The 25,548-nt window shown below is 69.5% G+C and carries 23 protein-coding genes; 12 read left to right on the forward strand and 11 right to left on the reverse strand.

Features of this window, described 5'->3' with window-relative positions; genetic code table 11:
• Position 1: 1 nt before the first annotated feature.
• Genes EP757_RS41000 through EP757_RS41010 form a run of 3 tightly spaced genes read right to left on the reverse strand, consistent with a single transcriptional unit; the run spans position 2 to position 3,749 of the window.
• A complete protein-coding gene (locus tag EP757_RS41000) occupies positions 2-2,395 on the reverse strand; it encodes an aerobic carbon-monoxide dehydrogenase large subunit (protein WP_127553712.1) in 2,394 nt (797 codons plus the stop codon).
• Complete coding sequence (locus tag EP757_RS41005; protein ID WP_127553713.1) at positions 2,392-2,874, reverse strand: (2Fe-2S)-binding protein; 483 nt, start codon at positions 2,872-2,874, stop codon at positions 2,392-2,394. Before EP757_RS41005 ends, EP757_RS41000 begins: the two co-directional genes overlap by 4 nt.
• A gap of 2 nt (positions 2,875-2,876) precedes the next feature.
• Complete coding sequence (locus EP757_RS41010) at positions 2,877-3,749, reverse strand: xanthine dehydrogenase family protein subunit M (RefSeq protein WP_127553714.1); 873 nt, start codon at positions 3,747-3,749, stop codon at positions 2,877-2,879.
• A gap of 121 nt (positions 3,750-3,870) precedes the next feature.
• Here EP757_RS41010 and EP757_RS41015 point away from each other — a divergent pair, with 121 nt between their 5' ends.
• The gene (locus EP757_RS41015; RefSeq protein ID WP_127553715.1) at positions 3,871-4,923 is read left to right on the forward strand and encodes an XdhC/CoxI family protein; all 1,053 of its coding nucleotides are present in this window, start codon (positions 3,871-3,873) and stop codon (positions 4,921-4,923) included.
• A gap of 365 nt (positions 4,924-5,288) precedes the next feature.
• Here the strand turns inward: EP757_RS41015 and EP757_RS41020 are convergent, their stop codons facing one another.
• A complete protein-coding gene (locus tag EP757_RS41020; RefSeq protein WP_041831370.1) occupies positions 5,289-5,585 on the reverse strand; it encodes a metal-sensitive transcriptional regulator in 297 nt (98 codons plus the stop codon).
• Between the two features lie 101 nt (positions 5,586-5,686).
• Between EP757_RS41020 and EP757_RS41025 the strand changes: the two genes are divergently transcribed.
• From EP757_RS41025 to EP757_RS41035, 3 genes are read left to right on the forward strand one after another with little or no spacing between them, the layout of a single operon-like run.
• A complete protein-coding gene (locus tag EP757_RS41025) occupies positions 5,687-5,899 on the forward strand; it encodes a heavy-metal-associated domain-containing protein (RefSeq protein ID WP_127553716.1) in 213 nt (70 codons plus the stop codon).
• Positions 5,896-6,834, forward strand: a complete 939-nt coding sequence (locus EP757_RS41030; RefSeq protein WP_127553717.1) for a hypothetical protein — start codon at positions 5,896-5,898, stop codon at positions 6,832-6,834. The genes EP757_RS41025 and EP757_RS41030 overlap by 4 nt, the downstream gene beginning before the upstream one ends.
• Before the next feature lie 11 nt (positions 6,835-6,845).
• Positions 6,846-9,035, forward strand: coding sequence for a cation-translocating P-type ATPase (locus EP757_RS41035; RefSeq protein ID WP_127553718.1), 2,190 nt, complete (start codon positions 6,846-6,848; stop codon positions 9,033-9,035).
• Positions 9,036-9,114: 79 nt separating this feature from the next.
• On the opposite strand, the gene tuf is transcribed toward EP757_RS41035, so the two are convergent.
• A complete protein-coding gene (gene tuf / locus EP757_RS41040; protein WP_127553719.1) occupies positions 9,115-10,305 on the reverse strand; it encodes an elongation factor Tu in 1,191 nt (396 codons plus the stop codon).
• Positions 10,306-10,755: 450 nt separating this feature from the next.
• On the opposite strand from tuf, the gene EP757_RS41045 reads away from it, so the two are divergent.
• On the forward strand, positions 10,756-11,601 hold the full coding sequence (locus EP757_RS41045) for a PfkB family carbohydrate kinase (protein WP_127553720.1): 846 nt from the start codon (positions 10,756-10,758) through the stop codon (positions 11,599-11,601).
• Here EP757_RS41045 and EP757_RS41050 read toward each other — a convergent pair.
• Positions 11,579-11,926 carry a nuclear transport factor 2 family protein gene (locus EP757_RS41050; RefSeq protein ID WP_127553721.1) on the reverse strand — a complete coding sequence of 116 codons (348 nt, stop codon included), beginning with the start codon at positions 11,924-11,926 and terminating at the stop codon, positions 11,579-11,581. The genes EP757_RS41045 and EP757_RS41050 overlap by 23 nt on opposite strands.
• A gap of 243 nt (positions 11,927-12,169) precedes the next feature.
• Here EP757_RS41050 and EP757_RS41055 point away from each other — a divergent pair, with 243 nt between their 5' ends.
• Complete coding sequence (locus tag EP757_RS41055) at positions 12,170-12,784, forward strand: DUF4360 domain-containing protein (RefSeq protein ID WP_127553722.1); 615 nt, start codon at positions 12,170-12,172, stop codon at positions 12,782-12,784.
• A 446-nt stretch (positions 12,785-13,230) separates the two neighbouring features.
• On the opposite strand, the gene EP757_RS41060 is transcribed toward EP757_RS41055, so the two are convergent.
• Together EP757_RS41060 and EP757_RS41065 are read right to left on the reverse strand one after the other, a co-directional pair.
• Positions 13,231-13,893, reverse strand: a complete 663-nt coding sequence (locus tag EP757_RS41060; protein ID WP_127553723.1) for a response regulator transcription factor — start codon at positions 13,891-13,893, stop codon at positions 13,231-13,233.
• A complete protein-coding gene (locus EP757_RS41065; protein WP_127553724.1) occupies positions 13,890-14,822 on the reverse strand; it encodes a sensor histidine kinase in 933 nt (310 codons plus the stop codon). Before EP757_RS41065 ends, EP757_RS41060 begins: the two co-directional genes overlap by 4 nt.
• Before the next feature lie 158 nt (positions 14,823-14,980).
• Between EP757_RS41065 and EP757_RS41070 the strand changes: the two genes are divergently transcribed.
• The 6 genes from EP757_RS41070 (at position 14,981) to EP757_RS41095 (ending at position 21,368) form a co-directional block, all read left to right on the forward strand.
• On the forward strand, positions 14,981-15,712 hold the full coding sequence (locus EP757_RS41070; protein ID WP_127553725.1) for an ABC transporter ATP-binding protein: 732 nt from the start codon (positions 14,981-14,983) through the stop codon (positions 15,710-15,712).
• Positions 15,693-16,442 carry an ABC transporter permease gene (locus EP757_RS41075; RefSeq protein WP_127553726.1) on the forward strand — a complete coding sequence of 250 codons (750 nt, stop codon included), beginning with the start codon at positions 15,693-15,695 and terminating at the stop codon, positions 16,440-16,442. The genes EP757_RS41070 and EP757_RS41075 overlap by 20 nt, the downstream gene beginning before the upstream one ends.
• Positions 16,439-17,050 carry a hypothetical protein gene (locus tag EP757_RS41080; RefSeq protein ID WP_127553727.1) on the forward strand — a complete coding sequence of 204 codons (612 nt, stop codon included), beginning with the start codon at positions 16,439-16,441 and terminating at the stop codon, positions 17,048-17,050. Before EP757_RS41075 ends, EP757_RS41080 begins: the two co-directional genes overlap by 4 nt.
• A 370-nt stretch (positions 17,051-17,420) precedes the next feature.
• Positions 17,421-18,224: a CDP-alcohol phosphatidyltransferase family protein gene (locus tag EP757_RS41085; protein WP_232050266.1), complete on the forward strand. Its 804-nt coding sequence runs from the start codon at positions 17,421-17,423 to the stop codon at positions 18,222-18,224.
• A 194-nt stretch (positions 18,225-18,418) separates the two neighbouring features.
• The gene (locus tag EP757_RS41090) at positions 18,419-20,629 is read left to right on the forward strand and encodes a carbohydrate-binding module family 20 domain-containing protein (protein ID WP_127553729.1); all 2,211 of its coding nucleotides are present in this window, start codon (positions 18,419-18,421) and stop codon (positions 20,627-20,629) included.
• A 73-nt stretch (positions 20,630-20,702) separates the two neighbouring features.
• Positions 20,703-21,368 (forward strand): hypothetical protein, encoded by a 666-nt coding sequence (locus EP757_RS41095; protein WP_127553730.1) that lies wholly within the window; start codon positions 20,703-20,705, stop codon positions 21,366-21,368.
• 39 nt (positions 21,369-21,407) lie between these two features.
• On the opposite strand, the gene EP757_RS41100 is transcribed toward EP757_RS41095, so the two are convergent.
• From EP757_RS41100 to EP757_RS41110, 3 genes are read right to left on the reverse strand one after another with little or no spacing between them, the layout of a single operon-like run.
• Positions 21,408-23,111, reverse strand: a complete 1,704-nt coding sequence (locus tag EP757_RS41100) for a glycerol-3-phosphate dehydrogenase/oxidase (protein WP_127553731.1) — start codon at positions 23,109-23,111, stop codon at positions 21,408-21,410.
• Between the two features lie 2 nt (positions 23,112-23,113).
• On the reverse strand, positions 23,114-24,631 hold the full coding sequence (gene glpK / locus EP757_RS41105; protein ID WP_127553732.1) for a glycerol kinase GlpK: 1,518 nt from the start codon (positions 24,629-24,631) through the stop codon (positions 23,114-23,116).
• Positions 24,624-25,466 carry an MIP/aquaporin family protein gene (locus EP757_RS41110; protein WP_127553733.1) on the reverse strand — a complete coding sequence of 281 codons (843 nt, stop codon included), beginning with the start codon at positions 25,464-25,466 and terminating at the stop codon, positions 24,624-24,626. The genes glpK and EP757_RS41110 overlap by 8 nt, the downstream gene beginning before the upstream one ends.
• Positions 25,467-25,548 lie beyond the last annotated feature (82 nt).

Raw genomic sequence — 25,548 nt, forward strand, 5'->3', positions numbered from 1 at the left:
CCTAGATCGGCGGGGTCGCCTGGCCGCGCATCGCGTCCCAGACCCGGGACGGGGTGAGCGGCATGTCCGCGTGCCGGACACCGAACGGCTTGAGCGCGTCCACGACCGCGTTCACGATCGCGGGCGGCGAACCGACCGTGGCCGACTCCCCCACGCCCTTCGCGCCGATCGGGTGGTGCGGCGACGGGGTGACCGTGAAGCCGGTCTCCCAGTCGGGCACCTCCAGGGCGGTCGGGATGAGGTAGTCCATCAGCGAGGCGCCGAGGCAGTTGCCGTCCTCGTCGAAGGAGATCATCTCCATGAGCGCCATGCCGACGCCGTCGGTGAGGCCGCCGTGCACCTGGCCCTCGATGATCATCGGGTTGATCCGGGTGCCGCAGTCGTCGACCGCGATGAAGCGGCGGACCTTGACCTCGGAGGTGCCCGGGTCGATGTCGACCACGCAGATGTACGCCCCGTGCGGGTACGTCAGGTTCGACGGGTTGTAGCAGATCTGCGCTTCGAGGCCGCCCTCCATGCCGTCCGGGAGGTCGCCCGCGCCGTGCGCCCGCATCGCGATGTCCTGGATGGTCACCGACTTGCCCGGGTCGCCTTTGACCGAGAACGATCCCTTGACCCACTCGATGTCGGCGACCGACACCTCCAGCATCGCCGAGGCGATCAGCTTGGCCTTGTCCCGGACCTTCCGGGCGACGAGGGCCGCCGCCGCGCCGGAGACCGGGGTGGAGCGGCTGCCGTACGTGCCGAGGCCGAACGGCGTGTTGTCGGTGTCGCCGTGCACCACGTCGATGTCGGCCGGCGGGATGCCCAGCTCCTCGGCGATGATCTGCGCGAACGTCGTCTCGTGGCCCTGACCCTGCGTCTTCACCGAGAGCCGGACGACGGCCTTGCCGGTCGGGTGGACCCGCAGCTCACAGCCGTCGGCCATGCCGAGGCCGAGGATGTCCATGTTCTTGCGCGGGCCGGCGCCGACCGCCTCGGTGAAGAACGAGATGCCGATGCCCATCAGCTCGCCGCGGGCCCGCTTCTCGGCCTGCTCCTTGCGCAGCTCGTCGTACCCGGCCATCTCCATGGCCAGGCGCATCGTGGGCTCGTAGTCGCCCGAGTCGTACACCCAGCCGGTCTTGGTGGTGTACGGGAACTGCTCCGGCTGGATGAAGTTCTTCAGCCGCAGCTCGGCCGGGTCCATCCGCAGCTCGTAGGCGAGCACGTCGACGATCCGCTCGACCAGGTAGACGGCCTCGGTGATGCGGAACGAGCAGGCGTACGCGACACCGCCCGGCGCCTTGTTCGTGTAGACGGCGGTCATCTTGCAGTGCGCGGCCTGCAGGTCGTAGCTGCCGGTGAAGACGCCGAAGAAACCGGCCGGGTACTTCACCGGGGCCGCCGTGCCGTTGAACGCGCCGTGGTCGGCGAGCACGTTCGTCCGGATCGCCAGGATCTTGCCCTCAGCCGTCGCCGCGATCTCCGCCTGCATGATGTAGTCACGGGCGAAACCGGTGCTGATCAGGTTCTCCGAGCGGTCCTCCATCCACTTCACCGGCTTACCGGTGACGATGGAGCCGACGATGCTGTGCACGTAGCCCGGGTAGATCGGGACCTTGTTGCCGAATCCGCCGCCGATGTCCGGCGCGATCACCTGGATCTTGTGCTCCGGCAGTCCGGCGACGATCGCATAGAGGGTACGGTGCGCGTGCGGCGCCTGCGTGGTCGACCAGAGCCGCAGCTTGCCCTCGACCGGGTCGAAGTCGGCGACCGAACCGCACGTCTCCATCGGCGCCGGGTGCACGCGCGGGTAGACGATGTCCTCCTTGACGACCACGTCGGCGGTGGCGAAGACCCGGTTCGTCTCCTCCTCGTCGCCGGTCTCCCAGTCGAAGACGTGGTTGTCGTTCTTGCCGTCGAGGTCGGTCCGGATGATCGGGGCGTCGGCGGCCAGCGCCTGGCGGACGTCGATCACCGGGTCGAGCACGTCGTACTCGACGTCGATCAGTTCGAGAGCGTCACGCGCCTGGTACCGGTCCTCGGCGACGACGAACGCCACCTCCTGGCCCTGGAAGCGCACCTTGTCGGTGGCGAGCACGGCCTGCACGTCGTTGGAGAGCGTCGGCATCCAGGCCAGGCCCAGGCCCTTGAGGGTCTCGCCGGTCACCACCGCCTTCACACCGGGCGACGCCTCGGCGGCGCTGGTGTCGATGCTGACGATGTTCGCGTGGGCGAACGGCGAGCGCAGGATCGCCAGGTGCAGCATGCCGGGCAGCTGCACGTCGTCGACGAACCGGCCGCGGCCGCGGAGCAGGCGCGCGTCCTCCTTGCGGAGCATCCGGCCGAAGCCGACGGGCTTCTGGTCGTTGTCCTCGAACACCGTCTCGCGCTTGTCCTGCAGATCGGTCATTTCGCGGCCGCCTTCGCCTCAGCCTCATGCACGGCCGTCCAGCGGACCGAGCGAACGATCGAGGAGTATCCGGTGCATCGGCAGATCTGACCCGAGATGGCCTCGCGGATCTCGCCCTCGGTCGGGTCGGGGTTGGAATCGAGGAGAGCACGGCAGGTCATCAGCATGCCCGGCGTACAGAAACCGCATTGAAGGCCGTGGCACTGCCGGAAGCCCTCCTGGATAGGGTCCAGCTCGGCGCCGTTCGCAAGTCCTTCGACGGTACGGACCTCGCGCCCACCGGCCATCGCCGCGAGGACCGTGCACGACTTGACCGGCTCGCCGTCCATCCAGACCACGCACGTGCCGCAGTTGCTGGTGTCGCAACCCCAGTGCGTGCCGGTCAGGCCGAGCGTGTCGCGCAGGAAGTGCACGAGCAGCAGCCGGCCTTCGATCTCCTTGGTGTACTCGACACCGTTCACCGTCACGGTGACCTGCATGCTCAGCTCCTCGCCCGCTCGACGGCCTTGCGCAGCGTGCGCCGGGTCAGCTCGTCTGCCAGATGACGCTTGTAGTCGGCGCTGCCCCGGGTGTCGGTGGCCGGGTCGCAGCTACGGGCCGCGATCGCGCCGGCCAGCTCGTAGAGGGCCTCGGCCGGTTCTTGGCCGCGCAGAGCCTCGGAGATCTCCGGGATGCCGGTGGTGTTCGGGCCGACGGCGGCGAGCCCGACGCGGGCGTCCTTGAACCGGCCCTGATCATCGAGCCAGACGGCCGCGCCCGCGCTGACCACTGCCCAGTCGCCGGCCCGGCGCTCGACCTTGGCGTAGGCGCTCCCACCGCGGGGGCGCACCGGGATCCTGATCTCGGTGAGGATCTCGTTGTCCGCGACGGCCGTCTCGTACGGGCCGACGTGGAACTCCTCCATGCTCACGACGCGCTCACCGTGGGCGCCGCGGATGACGCAGCTCGCGTCCAGGGTCGTGCACACCGCCGACAGGTCCTCGGACGGGTCCGCCTGGCAGAGCGAGCCGCCCAGCGTGCCCCGGTTGCGCACGATCGGGTCAGCGATCACCTTCTCGGCGTCCCGGAAGACCGGGAACACCGCCGCCAGAGCATCCGACTCCAGCAGCTCACGGTGACGCGTCATCGCCCCGATCCGCACTTCGTCCTCGCCGAGCCGGATGTACCCCAGCTCGCCGTGCAGATCATTGATGTCGATGAGATATTCGAAGTTCGCCAGCCGGAGCTTCATCATCGGCAGCAGACTGTGGCCGCCGGCCACCAGCCTCGCTGAGCTACCGAGACGCTCCAGCAGTCCAATGGCTTGATCTACGCTCGTGGCACGTTCGTACTCGAACGGAGCCGGCACCTGCACCCTGCACCTCCCGCGAATTCGCGGGTACCCTCGCGCCGGCAGCGTCCAATGTCAACACCGACCTAAGCGTTCTCTTAACTAGCGTTTGACTCTCCCGTGAAGATCGCGGATCGTTTTCCGCATGCGGGACATCGTCGACGGGCTGCTCGCCTGGCGCGCCTCGGGCACCGAGTTCGCCCTGGCGACGGTGGTGAACACCTGGCGGTCCGCGCCCCGGCAGCCGGGAGCGGCGATGGCCGTCAACGCGTCCGGCGACGTCATCGGCAGTGTCTCGGGCGGGTGTGTCGAGGGGGCGGTCTACGCGGCCGCACAGGAGGTCCTGGAAACCCAGAAGGCACAGACTCATACGTACGGGGTCAGCGACGGTGACGCCTTCGAAGTAGGCCTGACCTGCGGCGGAACCATCGAGATCATGATCCAGCCGTCGTCCGCGCTCGCTGCGGTGGACGCTGTTCTGGACGCCGTCGCGGCCGGCCGCCCGGTCGCGACGGTGACCGTCCCGGACGCCCAGTTGGTGGTCTGGCCCGACTCCTCCGTCTCCGGGACCCTCGGCGACGCCGAGCTGGACCGGCAGGCGGCTCAGCAGGCGGCGGGTCTTCTCGCGCACGGCCGGTCGGCGATCGTGCAGGCGTGCGAACGCGAGGTCTTCGTCCAGTCCTACGCCTCACCGGCCCGCATGATCGTCTTCGGCGCCATCGACTTCGCGGCGGCAGTGGCCCGGATCGGTAAGTTCCTCGGCTACCAGGTCACCGTCTGCGACGCCCGCGGCGTGTTCGCCACCCCGGCCCGCTTCCCCGAGGCCGACGAGATCGTGGTCGAGTGGCCGCACCGCTACCTGGAGTCCACCGACGTCGACGAGCGAACCGTCCTCTGCGTGCTCACCCACGACCCGAAGTTCGACATCCCCCTGCTCGAAGTGGCCCTGCGTACCCCCGCCCGGTACATCGGCGCCATGGGCAGCCGCCGCACGTGCGCCGACCGCGTGGAACGGCTCCGCGAGGCGGGCGTACCCGAGACGGCCCTGTCCCGCCTCCGCGCCCCGATCGGCCTGGACCTGGGCGCCCGCACGCCGGAGGAGACGGCCGTGGCCATCGCCGCCGAGATCGTCGCCCTCTCCTGGGGTGGCTCGGGCGCGCCCCTGTCCGACCTGACGGCTCCCATCCACCGCCAGTAGTCGCGGTAACCCGCCACCCTCATCACCGTCCCAGATCCACGGCGGCGCGGCCCCGGAACCGGCTGTGACCCATGGCTGCCGCTCCCGCCTTCGAACAGCAATGGGTCACAGCCGAACGCATCGGCTGTGGCTCATCGCTGTCGCTTCGGCCTCCGAACAGCAATGGGTCACAGCCGGACTTCTGCTCGCCTCGGCTTGGCTGCCGGCATCGCGCCCTGCGTGCCGGAAGTCGTCGCTCTCCGAACCCGGCCGTGGGTTGCCGCGTACCCGAGGTGATGTCCAGCGCGGAGACCCCGGTGTGGTGCGCCATCGCCCGGACTCAGTGCAGCTGAGGACCTGCACGGGTTTCCTAGGAGGCTAGGCGGTCAGCCGCGCTTCATCAGGCGACCGACGGCGGCCATCAGCTCGGAAGCCATCTCATCGGCTCGGCCCTCCTGGGCGCCCTCGTGCATGCAGTGGCGGGCGTGGCCGTCGAGGAGGCCGAGGGCCACCTTGTCGAGCGCGGCCTGGATCGCGGAGATCTGGGTCAGGATGTCAATGCAGTAGCGGTCGTCCTCGACCATGCGCTCGATCCCCCGCACCTGGCCCTCGATGCGGCGCAGCCGTGACTGCAGGTTGTCCTTGGTGGCGGTGTATCCACGGGTCGGAGCGGGGTTGGTCATGACGCTCATGGTACAACCCCCCAGGGGTATATCCAGCGAGCGGCGGGACACACCAGCGCGGTCCTTGCGATACCCCTACCGGGTATGTGTACTCTGAGGGCATGCAGACGACGACGTACTCCGTGACCGGCATGACCTGCGAGCACTGCGTGAACTCGGTCAGCGAAGAGGTGGGCCGCATAACCGGCGTCACCGGCGTCGAGGTCGATCTCGCGTCCGGGCAGGTGGCGGTCACCAGCGAGGGCCCGCTGGACCGGGCGGCCGTCGCGGCGGCGGTCGACGAGGCGGGCTATGAGCTGGCGGTGACACCGTGAGGACCGGGGCGAAGCTGGCGGCGTACGCCACCGGGCTGATCGCGATCTTCGGAGTGTCGGCGGGCGCCGGCGCCGCGATCGGACCCGACGGCACGCCGCCTGCCGCGGAGCCCGCCCACACCGGCACCGCGGCGCACGACGAGCCGGCAGGGCACGCCGAGCCGACAGCGCACGCCGAGCCGACAGGGCACGGCGAGCCGACGGCGACGGCGAGCGGGGACCACGGCGGCGGTCACGGGTCCGGTGGCAGCGAACTTCCGGGTGGACTGCAGATCAGCCAGGACGGCTACCGCCTGGAGACGATCACGACCGCGCTGAGCACCGGCGCGGCCGAGCCTTTCGCGTTCCGCATCCGGGACGAGCACGGCGCGACGGTCACCGACTACACGGTCAGCCACGAGAAGGAACTGCACCTCATCGTGGTCCGCCGCGACCTGGCGCACTACCAGCACGTCCACCCGGTACGCGACGCCGACGGCACCTGGACGGTTCCGCTGCGCGTGGGGGCGGCCGGCCAGTACCGCGTCTTCGCCGACTTCGAGACCGGCGGCCACGATCTGACGCTGGGCGCCGACGTCCCCGCACCCGGCGACTACCAGCCGCGCCCGCTGCCGCACAGCGCGAAGACCACGACCGCCGGCGGTTATCAGGTCACGTACGACGGCGACTTCCTGAAGGGCGACGTCAGCTTCACCGTGACGAAGGACGGGAAGCAGATCACGACCGAGCCCTATCTCGGCGCCCGGGGGCATCTCGTGGCGCTGCGGGAGGGCGACCTCGCGTACCTGCACGTGCACCCGACCGACCCGGACGGCCTGGCCTTCCACGCGGAGGTCCCGTCGGCCGGGGTCTACCGTCTCTATCTGGACTTCCAGCACGACGGAAAGGTGCACACCGCCGAGTTCACCGCCGACACCGGGCACACGCACCAGTGAGGAGCCCCGTCATGAACCGCATAGAGCTGGCCATCGGCGGAATGACCTGTGCCTCGTGCGCGTCACGCATCGAGAAGAAGCTGAACCGGATGGACGGCGTGACCGCGACGGTCAACTACGCCACCGAGAAGGCCACGGTCACCGTCGACGGCCAGGTCACCACCGCGGACTTGATCGCGACGGTGGAGAAGACCGGATATACAGCGACCCCCGACAGGAGTCGCGAGGAATCCGATGTGTCGCGAGACCCGCTCTACGATCGCCTGCGCGTCTCCATAGCCCTCAGCGTCCCCGTCATTCTGCTCGCCATGGTCCCCGCCTGGCAGTTCGAATACTGGCAGTGGGCCAGCCTCACCCTGGCGGCCCCGGTCGTCGTCTACGGCGGCTACCCCTTCCACCGGGCCGCGGCGATCAACCTGAGGCACGGCGCCGCGACGATGGACACGCTGGTCTCGCTCGGCACGATCGCCGCGTTCGGCTGGTCGCTCTGGGCGCTGTTCTTCGGCACGGCCGGCGAGCCCGGCATGACGCACGGGTTCCAGTTCGCCGTCGAGCGCACCGACGGCGCCGGCAACATCTATCTGGAAGCGGCCGCCGGCGTGACCACGTTCCTGCTGGCCGGGCGGTATTTCGAACACCGCTCCAAGCGTCGCGCCGGCGCCGCTCTGAGGGCACTGCTGGAACTGGGCGCCAAGGACGTCGCCGTCGTGCGGGGCGGCCAGGAGATCCGGATCCCGGTCGCGAGCCTCCGCAAGGATGACCGCTTCGTGGTCCGGCCCGGCGAGAAGATCGCCACGGACGGTGTGGTCGAGGAGGGTTCCTCCGCTGTCGACATGAGCATGCTGACCGGGGAGAGCGTTCCGGTCGAGGTGGGTCCGGGCGCGGCGGTGACGGGTGCGACGGTGAACGCCGGTGGCCGGCTGGTCGTCCGTGCGACGAGGGTCGGCGCCGATACGCAGCTCGCGCAGATGGCCCGGCTGGTCGAGGAGGCGCAGTCCGGCAAGGCCGAGGTGCAGCGTCTCGCCGACCGGATCTCCGGGGTGTTCGTGCCGGTGGTGATCGCGCTCGCGGTGGCGACGCTCGGCTGGTGGGCGGGCACCGGTTCCGGCTGGACGGCCGCCTTCACGGCGGCGGTCGCCGTACTGATCATCGCCTGTCCCTGCGCTCTCGGTCTGGCGACCCCGACGGCGTTGCTGGTCGGAACCGGTCGCGGCGCTCAGCTAGGCATCCTGATCAAGGGTCCTGAGGTGCTCGAATCGACGCGCCGGGTGGACACGATCGTGCTGGACAAGACCGGCACCGTCACCACCGGCACGATGAAGCTGGTCGCGACGATTCCGGCGCCCGGTGAGGACGCGGACGAGCTCCTCCGCCTCACGGCCTCCGCCGAGGCCGCTTCGGAACATCCGATCGCGGCGGCCATCGCGGCTGAGCTGGGCAATCCGCTTCCGGTGGGTGGTTTCACGAGCTTTCAAGGCCTGGGGGTACGAGCGGAAGTCGCCGGTTTCGAGGTGACCGCCGGTCGGCTTGCGCTGCTGGAGCAGGAGGGTCTCGCGATCCCCGCCGCGGTCAAGGAGGCCGTGGCGTCGGAGGAGGCGGCCGGCCGCACGGCGATCGTCGCGGGCTGGGACGGCGCGGCCCGTGGGGTTCTCGCGGTCGCCGACACGGTGAAGCCGACCAGCCGCACCGCGATCGACCGGCTCCGCGCGCTGGGACTGCGCCCGATCCTGCTGACCGGCGACAACGAGACCGTGGCACGCGCGGTCGGCGCCGAGGTGGGCGTCGACGAGGTTATCGCCGGGGTGCTGCCGCAGGACAAGGTGGCGGTCGTGAAACGCCTGCAGTCCGAGGGCCGGGTCGTGGCGATGGCCGGTGACGGGGTGAACGACGCCGCCGCCCTGGCCCAGGCCGACCTGGGACTGGCGATGGGCACCGGCGCCGACGTGGCGATCGAGGCGTCCGACCTCACGCTGATCCGGGGCGACCTGACCGCGGCGGTCGACGCCATCCGGCTGTCCCGGCGCACGCTGCGGATCATCAAGAGCAACCTGTTCTGGGCGTTCGCCTACAACGTGGCCGCCATCCCGCTGGCCGCGGCGGGACTGCTCAACCCCATGATCGCCGGGGCGGCCATGGCGCTGAGCTCGGTCTTCGTGGTGACGAACAGTCTGCGGCTCCGGCGCTTCGCCCCGTCGCGCTGACGGCCGCCCGGCGGAGAGTGGGACGGCCGGCGTACAGGGAAGGGGTGGTCCGGAACAAAGCCGGACCACCCCGGAAGCGTCAGTCGAGGACGGCCGTGACCGTCCCGGCCGCCACCGTCCGGTTGCCCTCGCGGACCGCGAAGCCCATGCCCGGCTCCAGCGCCACCGCCTTACCGAGCGTGACCGTCACGGCGTCGAGCGTGTCGCCCGGCATGACCATGTCGAGGTCACCGAGGTCGATCCCACCCGCCACGTCCGTCGTGTGCAGGTAGAACTGCGGCCGGTAGTCCGCCGCAAACGGCGTGTGACGGCCACCCTCCGCAGCGGTGAGCGCGTACATCCGGGCCCGGAAGACCCGGTGCGGACGCACCGAACCGGGTGCCGCGACGACCTGGCCGCGCTGCACCTGCTCGCGCTTGACGCCCCGCAGCAGGATCGCCGCGTTGTCGCCGGCCTGCGCCGACTCCAGGACCTTGCCGAACGTCTCCAGACCGGTCGCGACGCTGCTCACCGTCTCGCCGAGCCCGACGATCTCGACCGGCTCCCCGGCCCGCAGCTCGCCGCGCTCCACCTTGCCGGTCACGACAGTTCCCCGACCGGAAATGGTCAGCGTGTTCTCGATCGGCATGAGGAACGGCTCACCCAGCTCCCGCGGCGGGATCGGGATGTAGTCGTCGACCGCCTGCAGGAGCTCGCCGATGCTCGCGGCCCAGTGCGGGTCGCCGTCGAGCGCCTTGAGCGCGCTGACCCGGACCACCGGCACCTCGCCGCCGGGGAAACCGTATTCGGACAGCAGCTCACGCACCTCCAGCTCGACCAGGTCGAGCAGCTCCGGGTCGTCGACCGCGTCCGCCTTGTTCAGCGCGACCACCAGGTAGGGCACGCCGACCCGCTGCGCGAGCAGCACGTGCTCCCGCGTCTGCGGCATCGACCCGTCCTGCGCCGACACGACCAGGATCGCGCCGTCCACCTGCGCCGCCCCCGTGATCATGTTCTTCACGTAGTCGGCGTGGCCCGGCATGTCCACGTGCGCGTAGTGCCGGGTCGCGGTCTCGTACTCGACGTGCGAAATGGTGATGGTGATGCCGCGGTCGGCCTCCTCCGGCGCCTTGTCGATGCCCTCGAAAGCGACGTACCGGTTGGTTGCCGGGTCGCGCTCCGCGAGAACCTTCGTAATGGCGGCGGTCAATGTGGTCTTGCCGTGGTCGACGTGCCCCATCGTGCCGATGTTGAGATGCGGCTTGGTCCTGATGAACTGGCTCTTGGCCATGATGTGTCAATCCTTACTGGATGTAAGGCGTGGGGTGGAACGGGCCCCGATGCCATCCGGGGCGCGCCAGAACCGCGCGAGGCAGCCACCCTTCCCCTGGGTCCTGCTGCTGGTGGGGAAGGGTCAGAGTCGCGAATCAGCGGCGGTGTGCGGGCGCGCGGGAGCCACCACGAGGGGCAGCTGCAGACCGGGCGCGAAGAACATGGCCGGAAGGTTAGCTCGCGGGCCTCCCTTCCGGCCACTCATTTTGCCGGGGCCCTTTCACCGAGGGCTCCGCGTGATTCCGGCCGAGCGCGGATCACCGCCGCCGGCGTCGTCGACGGCGAATGCGTAATCATGCGTTTCCCGATGCCGTCCACGTACCTTCGGTCGACGACAGCCCCAATATCTATCGCACGAGTAGGATATGGAGGGGGTGTTACAGGGCGTCTCGGTGGGTAGCCGTGTGTCATGGACGTGGTGGTTGCCGGGCAGCTGGCCCGTGATCTGGTGTTACTCGTGGACGAGGTGCCGGAGGCCGGGACGTCGGCGGACGCCCGGCTGCGGCGGGAGATGCTCGGCGGCAAGGGCGCGAACCAGGCCGTCGCGCTGGCCCAGCTCGGGGCACGACCGGTTCTGATCGCCGTTCGCGGCGACGATCGGGTCGGCGAGGAGCTGATCGAGCAGGCACGGCGGGACGGGATCGACGTCCGCTACGTGGCCTGCCGGGAAAGCGTGCCGACCGGGCTGATCGTGGAGGCGCTCGACGCCTCGGGCGAGTGGCGCTACCTGCAACACCTGCCGGAAGATGTCCTGCTCACCGAGGAGGACGTCGACGCGGCCGCGCCGGCGCTGCGGGCCGCCGACGCCGTGCTCGTTCAACTGCAACAGCCGGGACCGGCGGCCCTCGCCGCCGCGCGATACGGCCGGGAGGGCGGCGCACTGGTCGTCCTCGACGGTGAACTACCTGCTCGCGAGCGTGATCGGCTCATCGCTCTGGCCGACGTGATCCGCGCCGACGAACGCGAGGCGTCGTCGCTCGGCGCCGTCAGCGGCCCACTCATCATGATCGCCACGTCGGACGGCAACGTCGTGCGGTGGAAGGACGGCGAGGAGTTCATCCCGCTGACCGACGAGAAGGTGGTCGACACGACCGGCGCCGGGGACGCCCTCACCGCGGCGCTGACCGTGGGCCTCCTGCGCGGGATGTCGCCGATCGAGGCGGGACACTTCGCTGTCGCAGCGGCCGGGGCGACGGTGGGGCACGTCGGTGGCCGCCCGGACTTATCCGGATTTAAGGGTTTTGTGGCTCGGTAACGGACCAGTGCTCGACGATGAGGCCGTCCTCGAAGCGCCAGATGTCCACCACTGATTCACGCACCTCGCCGGCCGTCAGCGAATAGTGCGCCACCACGAACTGATCATCCGCGATCACGTGCTCGATCGCGATCTCCGCACTGGCGATCGGCGAGTTCTTGATGAACTCGATCCACGCGTCCCGGCCGGCCGGCGCGCCAGGAGTGTGCGAGACGAAATCCTCGCGCAGGATCTCGGACAGGACGCTGGTGTCGCCTTCCGCGAACCGCCCGAACGCCTCCAGGAACTTCGCCTTGTTGATCTCCGCCTCATCGATGTCAGTCATGCTCCCACACTGGCATCGGCGGGCCGCGCTGTCGACCGCCCTCCCGTGCCTACCATCGATCAGCCGGCCATGTCCGGCGTTTCCGGAATATCTGTCCGGACGTCCCGGCGCGATGCGCCCGGACGGTCAATAAAACAGCTCGGAGGGCCACCGGCAAGCGGGTACGTTGCGCTATCCGCTGCGCTTTCTCACCGCTTGATCGTACGTTTTGAAGCGCCATTTTCTGAACCGAGGAGCTTCGAAATGCTGACCGCGCTCGCCACAGGTGTCATGGCCGTGTCGTCCCTGACCTGGACCGTTGCCCCACCGCCCGCCGACGAAATGGTGATCGACGTGGTCACGGCGATGGGATCCGGCTGTCCGAAGGGCAGCGCCGAAGTGACCGTCTCGCCGGACAACAAGGCGTTCACCGTCTCCTACAGCAAATTCCTCGCACAGGTCGGCCCCGAAGCGAAGGCACTCGATTTCCGGAAGAATTGCCAGCTTCAACTCGACGTGCTCGTGCCGTCCGGTTACACCTACGCCGTGGCCGGGGCCGACTACCGCGGTTATGCCAGCCTGCAGGAAGGCGTCACCGCCAGCGAGACGGCGTTCTACTACTTCCAGGGCGAACAGCACACCACGAAGATCAAGCACGAATTCCAGGGCTACCTCGAAGAGGAGTGGCAGCGCAGCGACCACGTAGAACTCACCGCCGAGTCCTTCCTCCCCTGCGGCGACAAGCGCTACCTCAACGTCAACACCGAACTGAAGGTGAACGGCGCGAACGCCGACAAACAGGTAACCAACTGGATCACCATGGACTCGACAGACGCCAGCCTGGAAACCGTCTACCACGTCGAGTGGAAGAAGTGCTGAGCAGTTCGACGGCTTACCGCTGGCCCGCCCCGCGGCGGCCCGCGGCAGGTCAGCGTCTCCGAGCCGCCCGCCTCGGGTCGGCAGCTCCCAGCCGCCCGCGCCAGGACGGCCGCTCCCAGCCGCCCGCACAGGTCGGCAGCTCTCAGCCGCCCGTGCCAGGACGGCCGCTCCCAGCCGCCCGCGCCAAAACGGCCGCTCCCAGCCGCCCGCACAGGTCGGCTTTTCCAGGCCGCCCACCCAGGTCGCCGGTCGTTGTCCAAGCATGCCGCCGGCCGCCTGGGGCTGCTGGTTCCCATCTCCGCGGCCTGGCTCGTCTCCGCGGCGGATAAGCCTTCCTTTCTCCCCGGACCTCGCTCGGATCCCGCCCCACGCCCTCGGAGCGGCGCTCGGACCCCCGGACCGCGCTCGGACCCCCGGACCTCCGCTCGGACCCCCCGGACCGGCGCTCAGACCGGGCGGGGCTGGACCAGCGCGGCGTTGAACGCGGCGATCACCAACTGGGCGCGGTCACGGGCCTTGAGCTTCGCCATCAGGTGGGTGATGTGCGACTTCACCGTCTTGACCGAGATGAGCAGTGAATCGGCGATCTCTTCGTTGGACAGCCCCTTTCCGATCAGTGCCAGAACCTCCACCTCGCGGCGGGTGAGGTGCCGCAGCGTGTCGGCGAGACGGTCCGGACGTGGCACCGAGACGTAGTGCGCCACCAGCCGCGTCAGAATCGACGGCGCGAAGAGTGACTCGCCACGGTGCGTCCGGCGAACCGCATCGGCGAGCACCTCCGGCCGAGCGTCCTTCAGCAGGAATCCGGACGCGCCTGCTTGCAGTGCCTCATATACGTATTCGTCCAGCTCGAACATGCTCAACACCAGCACCCGGCAGTCCCGCAACGCTGGATCGGCGCAGATCCGCCGGGTGGCCTCGAGCCCGTCCACCCGCGGCATGCGCACGTCCATGAGCACCACATCAGGCCGTGTCGCCCGCGCCTGCAGCACGGCCTCCACCCCGTCCCCGGCCTCCCCGACGACGGTCAGGTCCGGCTCGCTGTTGATGATCACGGCAAGGCTCTGCCGGAGCAGCGACTGATCGTCGACGAGCAGCACCCTCGTCATGATCCATCACCTTCCCGCCGCGGAGCCGTGATCACCTGGTGAAGGTCCGAAGCGTGCGGGGTGGCCTGTTCTCCGTCGGTAGCGGGCGGGTGGTCCGGGATGCGGGCGGTCAGGTGGAATCCGTTCCCGGCTCGGGTGGTGGTCAGGGTCCCGCCCAGGCTTGATATGCGTTCTCGCAGACCGTCCAGGCCGTGGCCGGCGCCGGGGACGGCATGCCAGCCGCCGGGTGCGGGGCCCTCGTCGGCGACGGTGACGACGACGAAGGGGCCGTCCCGGCGCAATCGCACGTCGACGCCCGTCGGGCCGGCGTGACGGGCGGCGTTGCTGAGCGCCTCGCGCACGGTCCTGCAGACCGCGACCTGAACGCCCTGCGTGACCACACCCAGCGCATCCGCGGCGAGCCGCGGCCGCAGGCCGGTGGTCTCCGCTGCCCGGACGATCTCCGGCAGGGCACGCAGGTCCTCCAGCGGATTGCGCGGACCGGGGTCCGACGGGTCGCGCAGCACCGTCAGCATTCGGCGCAGCTCGGCCGTCGCGTGGCGGCTGGTCTCCTCTATGTCGTCGAGCGCCTCACGCACCTCCGGTGATGCGGGCAGGCGGCGGGTGGCAGCCGTCCTGACGGTGATCAGGCCCAGCCCGTGCGAGACCAGATCGTGCAGGTCACGGGCGATGTGCAGACGCTCGGCCAGCACAGCTTCGGCGGCCGCCCACTCGGTGAGGCGGCGCTCGTAGTCGGCCCGGTCGGCCCGCCAGCGGCGAACGGCCCACAGCACTGCGGCGACCGCGCTCCCGCCGATCAGCGACGGGATCACGGTGGTGAGCGGGCCGGAGGCGCCGACCGTGCACATGGCGAGCACCAGCGCCGTGGCGACGGCGCCGACGACCGGGACGGCCCGGGTCCGCCATGTGGGGCGGGGATTCGCTTGCACCTCGCCGACTGTAGCTCTCAGACCCTGGTCTGAGATGGCCGCCGAAACCGCTGGGGAGCGGCGGAAACGCCGATTTCTCAGACCCTGGTCCGAGGGAGAAGGAAAAGATGCGATCCAGGTCCGATGTGTTCGATCATCGCCGCCGGTTGACTGGGGCAATGATCGCCATCGACCACCTGAGCCGTCCGGGACGGCTGCACGACGTCTCCTTCGAGGCGCGGCCCGGCCGGGTGACCGGCTTCCTCGGGCCCAACGGCGCCGGCAAGACCTCCACCTTGCGCGTGCTGCTCGGGCTCGACCGGGCCCGCAGCGGCACAGCCCTGCTGAGCGGCCGAAGATATGCGGAGTGGCCGCGCCCGCTGACCGTGGCCGGCGCCCTGCTGGACGGCAGCGGGGCACACCGTGCTCGCTCCGCGCGCGGCCATCTGCGCTGGCTGGCGGCGAGCAACGGCCTGCCCCGGTCCCGGGTCGACGAGGTGCTCGCACTGGTCGGCCTGACTGACGATGCCCGCAAGCGGGCGGGCCGGTTCTCGCTCGGCATGGGTCGCCGGCTCGGCCTCGCGGCTGCCCTTCTCGGGGATCCGCCGGTGCTGGTGCTGGACGAGCCGGTGAACGGCCTGGACCCGGCCGGCATCCGGTGGATGCGGGAGTTCCTGCGGTCCAGCGCCGACGAGGGCCGGACCGTGCTGTTGTCCAGCCATCTGATGGGCGAGCTGGCCGGGATCGCCGACGACGTGGTGATCATCGATCGCGGGCGGGTCGTCGCCCGCGGGTCGGTCGCCGAGGTCACCGCGGAGCACGCGACGCTGGAGGACGCCTTCTTCGCCCTCACTTCGGGCAGGTCGCCGCAGGGTTCGGAGGTGACCCGTGGTGAGCCTCGTCCATGGTGAGCTGCGCAAGCTGCTCGGCCTGCCGACCGCGTGGATCGGTCTGATCCTCGGCCTTCTGGCGGCGCCGGCGCTCGTGGTGCTGAACGCGCCGGCGGCCCGTCAGGCCGTCGCCGACGGGTTGACGCCGGACGCCTCCGACATCGGCTTTCAATACCTGGGCATCGGCATGCTCGGGGCGATGATCCTCGGGGTGGTCACGGTGAGCAGCGAATATACGCCGACCGGCGACGACACCCCAGGTGCTCGGCAGCTCAGCGCCACGCTACTGGCCGCCCCACGCCGGGCTCGTCTGGTGATCGCCAAAGGGGTCGCGCTCAGCCTGGTGACCGGCGTCCAAGGCGCGATCACGGCGGTCGTGACGCTGGTGCTGACCCAGCACGTGCACGGGTCGCTCGTGCCGGCGCCGGAGCTGATCAGGGTTGTGGCGGCGGTGCTCTACTGGGTGCTGATCGGGCTCCTGGCCTATGCGATCACGCTGATCGCCCGCAACGGGATGGTCACTCTCGCCGTGTTGATCGTGAACAGCGCGGTGGTGTCCTTGTCGTACCTGTTGACCAAGGTGACGCCGTGGGCGGCGTACCTGCCGGACATCGTGGGGGCTCACATGTTCCTGCGCAGCATCGACGTCCCGGTGGAGATCGGGCCGGTCACCGCGGGCGTGGTGATGACGACGTGGGTGGCCGGGCTGCTGGCTGTCGCCGTGGTCCTGTTCCGATGGCGTGACGCATGACCGGGGATCACGTGGCGGTGCGAACGGCCGGGGTCGCGGGCCTGATGAGGGCGGAGATCACCAAGCTGCTGACCCTGCCCTCGGTGTGGACGACCGTGTCGCTGTCCTGGGCGGTGACGCTGCTGTTGCGGCTCGTCGACCTGCCCGGGTCGGTGCTGGTCCATACGCAGGCCGGGTTCCTGGTGCTCGGAGTGCTGGCGGCGGTTCAGGAGCACGATCGGGGTGGGCAGATCCGGGCGACACTGCTCGCCATGCCACGGCGGCTTCCTCTGGCGCTGGCGAAGGCGGTGGCTTTGACGCTCGTTGTGGCGCCGGCTGCTGTCTTCGTCGCGATGACGGCAGGCGAGGCCGTCGATGTCGGCGGTGCCGGCTATCTGGTTCTGGCGGCGGTGGCGGGTTGGGGAGTCGGCATGCTGCTGCGCAACGGGGTCGGGGCTGCGGGGACGGTGCTGGGGGGCTACCTGGTGGGGGTGCCGCTGGTCAGGGCGCGGCTGCCCGACGTGGCGGGCTGGTTGCCGGAGGCGCCGCTGTTCAGTCCGGCTGCGGTCGTGTGGGCGCTGGTGGCGTTCGGGGTGGCGGCGGTGGTCTTTCGCCTGAGGGACGCATAAGACCATCGCGCCGGACGCACGATGACGCGCTGTGCAGGAATGGCGAGCGCTCTGTTGTTGTGCGGAATAGGGATGTGTGGGGTGTTCCGGGGTGGCTCGGAAATGGTGGACAGGGATCGGGCAGAAGCCGGGCTGGACTGGTCTTGACATGGTCGTAGATCATGGCTCCCGAGTGCGGGGGTCTCGATATGTGCATGCATTGGTTCGATGTCGTCAAGGCCGCCGCCTCCGCCTGTTCACATCCCTGCGGCCCCTCGGTGGAGACACGGCAATGGCAGAAAGACCGACGCTTGCGACGATTCGTGAGCGCACGTACAAGCGCAGGGACGCCTGGTGGACCGTCTGGCTGGTTGACCCACTCGCTTCACGGATGGTGTGGCTCGTCGCGCCGTGGCGCTGGGTCACCCCGAACCGGCTGACGTTCGGCGCGTTCCTGGTCGGGCTCGGTTCGGCGTACTGCTTCTGGCAGCAGGACTACACGTGGCTGCTGGCCGGCGCGCTGCTGTACCACCTGAGCTTCGTGCTCGACTGCATGGACGGCAAGATCGCCCGGTTGAACGGGACGGGATCGCTGTTCGGGACGTGGCTGGACTACGTGTTCGACCGGCTGCGGGTCCTCGCCTGCGCGATCGGCCTGTTCGGCGGGCAGTACCTGCGTACCGAGGATGTGATCTATCCGCTGCTGGCGACGCTCGTCATCTTCATGGACATGTTCCGGTACCTGAACGCGCTGCAGATGTCGCGCGTGAAGCTGGCGATGAAGGAGGGGCTGCTGGCGGCGGCGCAGGCGGCCGGCACCAAGAAGCCGGAGTACATCGAGGAGACCGACGAGGAGACCCCGGCGTACCCCGACGCCGACCCGAGCCAGGCCGCGGTCGATGTCCATGGGGACTTCCGGACGAAGTTCACTCTGTTCGTACGGATGAGGAATCTGCTCCTGCGGCAGCGCATCCGGGCGCATGTGTTCAGCGGCATCGAGTTCATGATGTTCGTTTTCATCGTCGGCCCGGTGATCGGGCAGATCGCGATCACCACGCTGGCGTCGTCGGCGCTGCTGGCGGCGTTCGAGGCGCTGCTGGTCTACAAGCTCTGGACGACGACGAGGACGTTCAACAGGCGGCTGAAGAAGCTGGAGGCCGGGGCGGAGGAGCGGCAGCAGCCCGCACTGGTCTGACGACGACGCACGACCCGGGGCGCCCCGGCGGAGATGATCCGCCGGGGCGTTTCTGCGTACAAAGGACCTTTACCAGCCCGACACACCTTGGTAACTTGCAGAAACCCTCTGCAAGAACTTTCACCACGTACCGGTGCACTGAAAGAACTTGCGAACATCCCCAGTACGACCAACGCCCAGCAGAAGGCGCCCCTATGAGACGCAAGCTCTTCATCGGATCCCTTGCCACCCTCACCGCAGCCGCCGGCATCCTCACCGCCGTCACGCTGCCGACCACGGCCTCCGCGGCCGTGACCCTCAACGACAGCGACGTCACCGCGAACCTCTGGGAGTGGAACTTCGACTCCATCGCGGCGGCCTGCACCAACCACCTCGGCCCGGCCGGCTACGGCGCGGTCCAGGTGGCCCCACCACAGGACTCGGTGAGCCTCTCCTCCTCCAGCGACGGCGCGCACCCGTGGTGGGAGGTCTACCAGCCCACCTCGTACGACGTCGCCGGCCGCCTCGGCAACCTCGCCGACTTCACCGCGATGACCACGGCCTGCCACAACGCGGGCGTGCGGGTCTACGTCGACGCGGTGATCAACCACATGGCGGGCGCGAACAACACGCAGACCACGACGTACGGCGGGTCGACGTTCAGCCCGTCCGGATACGGCTACCCGGCGGTGCCGTACTCGTACGGCGACTTCCACCACCCGAACGACGGCTACTGCAACGACGAAGACGGTGTCATCGACAACTGGAACGACATCAGCGAGATCACCAACTGTGAGCTCCTGTCGCTGTCGGACCTGAAGACGCAGGACGCGACGGTCCGCACCAAGATCGCCGGATACCTGAACAAGCTGATCGGGTACGGCGTGGACGGCTTCCGGGTGGACGCAGCGAAGCACATCGCGATCGACGACTTCACCGCGATCCGCTCGCAGCTCACCCCGACGACGGCGGAGGGCAAGGCGCCGTACATCGCCCAGGAGATCTTCCCGGGCGGGGTCGCGCCGTCCTCGTTCACCGGCAACGGCGACGTGCTCGGGTTCTCCTACGCCTACGGGCTCAAGAGCCAGTTCAACAACGGCACGCTGAGCAACCTCGCGGGCATCGGATCGTGGAGCCTGGACGCGTCGAGTGACCTGACCGCGGCCATGGTCACCAACCACGACCTGGAGCGGGACGGTTCGACGCTGCGCTACCAGGACGGCTCGACCTATACCCTCGCCAACTACTTCCTGCTGGCTTACCCGTACGGCCAGCCGTTCCTCTACGACGGCTTCGCCTTCTCCACGTCGGCCACCGGGGCGTCGCCGCCGTCGAACTCCAGCGGTTTCGTGACCGACACGAGCTGCACGAGCGGTGCCTGGCAGTGCCTCACGCAGAGCACCGGCGTCAAGGGCATGGTCGGCTGGCGCAACGCGGTGAAGTCGGCGACGGCCGTGTCGAACTGGACGAACACGGCCAGCAATGTGATCGGTTTCAGTCGCGGCTCGCTCGGCTGGTTCGGCGTGAACCGGTCCGGCAGCGCGTCGACGGCGACGTACACGACGGGCCTCGCGAACGGCGTCTACTGTGACCGGATCACCGGCGGCGTGACCAGCGGCGGCGCCTGCGCCGGCACCTCGATCACCGTCTCCGGCGGCACCGCCTCGATCACCATCCCGGCCAACGGCGCGGTGGCGATCGACGTCAACGCCAAGTCCGGCAGCACCCCGTCGCCGTCCGTCTCCGCCTCGGCCTCGCCTTCGGCATCGGCATCGGTCTCCCCGAGCGCTTCGACCTCACCCTCCGCGAGCGTCTCCCCCAGCGCTTCGAGCAGCACCGGTACGGTGGCAGCCACGTTCGACGTCTACGCCACCACGACTACGGGGACCGATGTCTACGTAGTCGGATCCACCGCCGCCCTGGGCAGCTGGAACACCGCGAACGCGATCAAACTCTCGGCGGCGGCCTACCCGATCTGGACGTCCACGATCCAGCTTCCGTCCGGCTCGTCCTTCGAGTACAAGTACATCAAGAAGAACGCCGCGGGGACGGTCACCTGGGAGAGCACCGCGAACCGTGCGGGGAGCACCGGCACCTCGGCCGTCTCGTTCACCAACAGCTGGAACGTCGCGAACGCCACGGCGGTCACCTTCACCGGGACGGCGACGACGAGCACCGGCCAGAACGTCTACGTCGTCGGCTCGATCGACGCCCTGGGCGCCTGGAACACGGCGAACGCCATCCCGCTCTCCGCGGCGGCGTACCCGGCCTGGAGCAGGACGGTGGCCGTCCCGCAGAGCACCACGTTCCAGTACAAGTACATCAAGAAGGACGCCGCGGGGACCGTCACGTGGGAGTCGGGCAGCAACCGCTCGTATACGACCGGAACGGCGCCGGCGTACACCGCCAACGACACCTGGAAGTGATCTGAAACGGTTGTCCTCCGTCCTAGTCCTGGGCGGAGGACGACCGTTGAACGTTGATGGGTATCGTGCTGACATGGATACTCTGCGTGCCGAGGCGGCCGCCGCTCGTGAGCAGCGCCGGCGCAGGGCATGGCTCCGGCGCATCCTCGAATGCATTGTGGCGACGGTCGTCGTGGCCGTCCTCGCCACCGCCCAGATCCTCCTCGACGCCGGGAACATCCTCCAGTTCCTGCTCGTCTTCGCGGTCTTCGCCGCGGCCGTCATCGCCGGCATCTACTGGGCCTCCTCGACCGGGCGGCTGCTCCGCGCCGGCGTCTTCCACCTGACCGGCTTCCTCATCCCGCTCGTGCTCGTGACGATGGCCGCCGGCGCCGCCGGCGGAGCGGTCCTGGCCCTGGACGGCACCACCGCCACCTGCACCACGGTCCGGGTCGAGCCGATGAAGGCGGACGTGTTCGGTAATGACTGGCGACACGTCCTGAGCTGCCCGGACGGCACCACCCTGGAGGTGAGCCGCAAGGAGGAGGACGACTCCGCGCTGCGCGGCCCGCTGGTCTACCAGCCGGCCGGCTGGGTCCCGCCGGAGCCCCTCGCGACATTCGAGCAGGGCAGCCACGCCGGGGCCCGCTGGGCGTTCCTGATCGCCGCCGGCGCGTTCCTGCTCCAGTTCACCGCGGCCGTCACCAGCGGCCTGATCCGGCGCGGCTTCACCACCCAGCACCCGGACGACAAGGACTGACATCGGTGGCGGCGGCCGGCCGGTCCGCCGCCACCGGGATCACGTGCCCAGGCGAACCGGGACGACGTCCGGCGCGCCCAGCCGGGCGGCGTCGGCGGTCTCGTCGTCCTGCTGTTCCTGGGACGCGCGTTCCGCCTCGACGCGCAGGCGGTAGTTCTCCACCTCGCGGTCCCGCTGTTCGGGTGTCCACCCCAGCACCCGGCCCATCAGCTCGGCCGCCTCCGGCGCGGCGACCACTCCCCGGTCGAACGTCTCGATGGAGATCCGGGTCCGCCGGGCCAGCACGTCCACGAGGTGCCGCGCGCCCTCGGCGGCGGCCGCATAGACGAACTCGGCCCGCAGGTAGTCCTCGGCGCCCTCGATCGGGCGGCCCAGGTCGGGGTCCTCCCGGATCAGGTCAAGCACCTCGGAGATCAGCGTGCCGTACCGGCCGAGCAGGTGCTCGACCCTCGCCACGTGCAGTCCCGAGGAGGCGGCCAGGATGCCCCGGCGGTTCCAGAGCGCCGGGTACCCGTCCGCGCCGAGCAGCGGCACCCGATCGGTGACACAGCGCGGCACGGTCCGGCCCAGGCTGTGCACGCAGGCGTCGACGGCGTCCCGGGCCATCACCCGGTACGTCGTGTACTTGCCGCCCGCCACCACGACCAGCCCCGGGACCGGGCTGCCCACGGTGTGCTCCCGGGACAGCTTCGAGGTGGACTCCGATTCGCCGGAGAGCAGCGGCCGCAGCCCGGCGTACACGCCTTCCACGTCGGCCCGGTCGAGCGGCGTGGAGAGCACCTTGTTGACCTCGCGCAGCAGGTAGTCGATGTCCTTGCTGGACGCGGCCGGGTGCGCCTTGTCGAGATTCCATTCGGTGTCGGTGGTGCCGACGATCCAGTGCCGGCCCCACGGGATCACGAAGAGCACGCTGGTGGCGGTCCGCAGGATCAGCCCGGTCGAGGACCGGATCCGGTCGCGCGGCACCACCAGGTGGATGCCCTTCGAGGCGCGGACGTGGAACTGCCCGCGTTCGCCGACCAGCGACTGGGTGTCGTCGGTCCAGACCCCGGTCGCGTTGATCACCTGCTGGGCGCGGATCTCGAACGTGCGATCGTGCTCGAGATCGTGGACCCGTACGCCGGTGACCCTCTCGCCCTCCCGCAGGAAGCCGACCACCTCGGTCCGCGAGGCGACGTGCGCGCCGTAGGCGGCGGCGGTCCGCGCCAGGAACATCGTGTGCCGGGCGTCGTCGAGCTGCCCGTCGTAGTACTGCAACGCGCCGACCAGCGACTCCTTGCGTAACGCCGGGCAGGCCCGGAGCGCGCCCCGGCGGGTCAGGTGGCGATGCCGCGGCAGCGCGTGCGACCAGGCCATCGCGTCGTAGAGGGTGACGCCCGCACCGGCGTAGAGGCGCTCCCAGGCGCGGTGCTTGAGCGGGTAGAGGAACCGGACCGGACGGGCCAGGTGCGGAGCGAGGCGCTGCAGGATGAGTCCCCGCTCCCGCAGCGCCTCACGCACCAGCCCGAAGTCCAGCATCTCCAGGTACCGCAGCCCTCCGTGGATGAGCTTGCTGGACCGGCTGGAGGTGCCGGAGGCGAAGTCGCGCGCCTCGACGAGGCCCACGGTCAGTCCCCGTGTGACCGCGTCGAGCGCGCAACCCGCCCCCACCACTCCCCCACCGATCACCAGCACGTCGACCTCGGCGCCGGCCAAGGCGGCCAGGGCGGCGTCCCGGTTCGTCGGAGAAAGGGCAGTAGTCATCGTCAGTCCACATCCACCCAGTCGAGGGTTCGCTGCACCGCCTTCTTCCACTTGCCGAAGCCCTGTTCGCGCTGTTCCCGCGACCAGTTCGGCTGCCAGCGCTGCGACTCGTTCCAGTTCTCGCGCAGCTCGTCGGTGGACTTCCAGAACCCGACGGCGAGACCCGCGGCGTACGCGGCGCCGAGAGCGGTGGTCTCGGCCACCACCGGACGGCTGACCGGAACGCCGAGCACGTCCGCCTGGATCTGCATGCACAGGTTGTTGGCCGTGATGCCGCCGTCGACCTTGAGCACGTCCAGCGTCACGCCGGAGTCCTGTGCCATGGCGTCGACGACGTCCCGGGTCTGGTAGCAGATCGCTTCCAGGGTGGCCCGGGCGATGTGCGCGCTCGTGTTGTACCGGGACAGCCCGACGATCGCGCCCCGGGCGTCGGACCGCCAGTACGGCGCGAACAGACCGGAGAACGCCGGCACGAAGTAGACGCCGCCGCTGTCCGCGACCTGCGCCGCGAGTGATTCGCTCTCGGCCGCGTCGTGGATCAGGTGCAGCTGGTCACGCAGCCACTGCACGGCCGATCCGGTCACCGCGATCGAGCCCTCCAGGGCGTAGACCGGGGCGGCGTCGCCGAACTTGTAGCAGACCGTCGTGAGCAGCCCGTTCTCCGAGCGCACGAGGTTCGTCCCGGTGTTGAGCAGCATGAAGTTGCCCGTACCGTAGGTGTTCTTCGCCTCGCCCGGCGCGAAGCAGACCTGGCCGACCGTCGCGGCCTGCTGGTCGCCGAGGTCGCCGGTGATCGGCACGTCGCCGCCGAGCGGGCCGTCGACGTGGGCGACGCCGTAACCGGTCGGGTCGGACGACGGCCGGATCTCGGGCAGCATCCGGCGGGGGATGGCGAAGAACGACAGCAGTTCGTCGTCCCAGTCGAGCGTCTCCAGGTTCATCAGCATGGTCCGGCTGGCGTTCGTCACGTCGGTGACGTGCCGGCCCCCGTTCACCCCGCCGGTGATGTTCCAGAGCAGCCAGCTGTCGGTGTTGCCGAAGATCGCGTCGCCACGCTCGGCCGCCTCGCGTACCCCGTCGACGTTCTCCAGGATCCACTGGATCTTGCCGCCGGAGAAGTACGTGGCGGGCGGCAGGCCGGCCTTGCGCCGGATGACGTCGCCGCGCCCGTCCCGGTCGAGGGCGGAGGCGATCCGGTCGGTACGAGTGTCCTGCCAGACGATCGCGTTGTAGTAGGGCCGGCCGGTCCGCCGGTCCCACACCACGGCGGTCTCCCGCTGGTTCGTGATGCCGACCGCGGCCAGGTCGCTCGCCGACAGGTTGGCCTTCTGCATGGCCGTCCGCACGACGGTGACCGTCCGGTCCCAGATCTCCAGGGGGTTGTGCTCGACCCACCCGGCCTGCGGCAGGATCTGCTCGTGTTCGAGCTGGTGGCGGGCCACCTCGTTACCACTGTGATCGAAGATCATGAACCGGGTGCTGGTCGTACCCTGATCGACTGCGCCGACGAAGTCAGCCACGGTGTGCCTCCACGTTCTCGTCACCACGGGGTGTCGGGATCCTGCCCGGCTCCGGAGGCTCCTCCGACGGCAGGAAGCGCCCGACCAGAACTTTGTACAGGCCCGCGCCGATGATTCCACCGATGATGGGCGCGACTATCGGCACCCAGAAATAGAGATATCCCGTCTGATCCCGGAACGCGGTCTCATAGCCGGTCAGGTAGCTGGCGAGCCGCGGCCCGAAGTCACGGGCCGGGTTGATCGCGTACCCGGCGGCGGTCCCCCACGCCATGCCGATGCCGACGACGACCAGGCCGATGATGAACGGCGCGAGGTTGGCCTGCGGCGGCGTGCTCGCCACATCGGTGATCGCGAGGATCAGGAACAGCAGGATCGCGGTGCCGATGATCTGGTCCCGGAACGCGCCCCACTCGCTGAACGGCAGCGTGCCGTTGCCGGGCAGGGTGGAGAAGACGCCCTGGGTCTTGATGGTGAGGCCCGGGTCGGCCGCGTGCAGCGCCTCGGTGTAGTTCCAGCGCACCAGCAGCGCGGCCACGAAGGCGCCGAGGAACTGGGCGACGATGTACGGGAACACCTTCTTCCACTCGAAGCCCTTGAAGACGGCGAGCGCGATGGTGACCGCGGGATTGAGGTGCGCGCCGCTGATCCGCGCCGCGACGTAGACGCCGAACGTGACACCCAGGCCCCAGGCCCAGGCGATGCTGTCGTGGTCCCCGATGCCGGCCGCCGCCACCTGGGCGACCACGCCGACACCGAACAGAATGAGGATCATCGTGCCGGCGAACTCCGCGAGGAACTCGGCGGCGATTCCAGGAATCTTGGGTCGTGTAACCATGCTCCCTCCCTGCCTCTGATGTCCTGGACGCTAGGAACGGGATCGACTCGGGGCAATGAACGCCGGTCGGCATTGTCGAACA

The organism is Actinoplanes sp. OR16, from assembly GCF_004001265.1.
Lineage (GTDB): Bacteria > Actinomycetota > Actinomycetes > Mycobacteriales > Micromonosporaceae > Actinoplanes.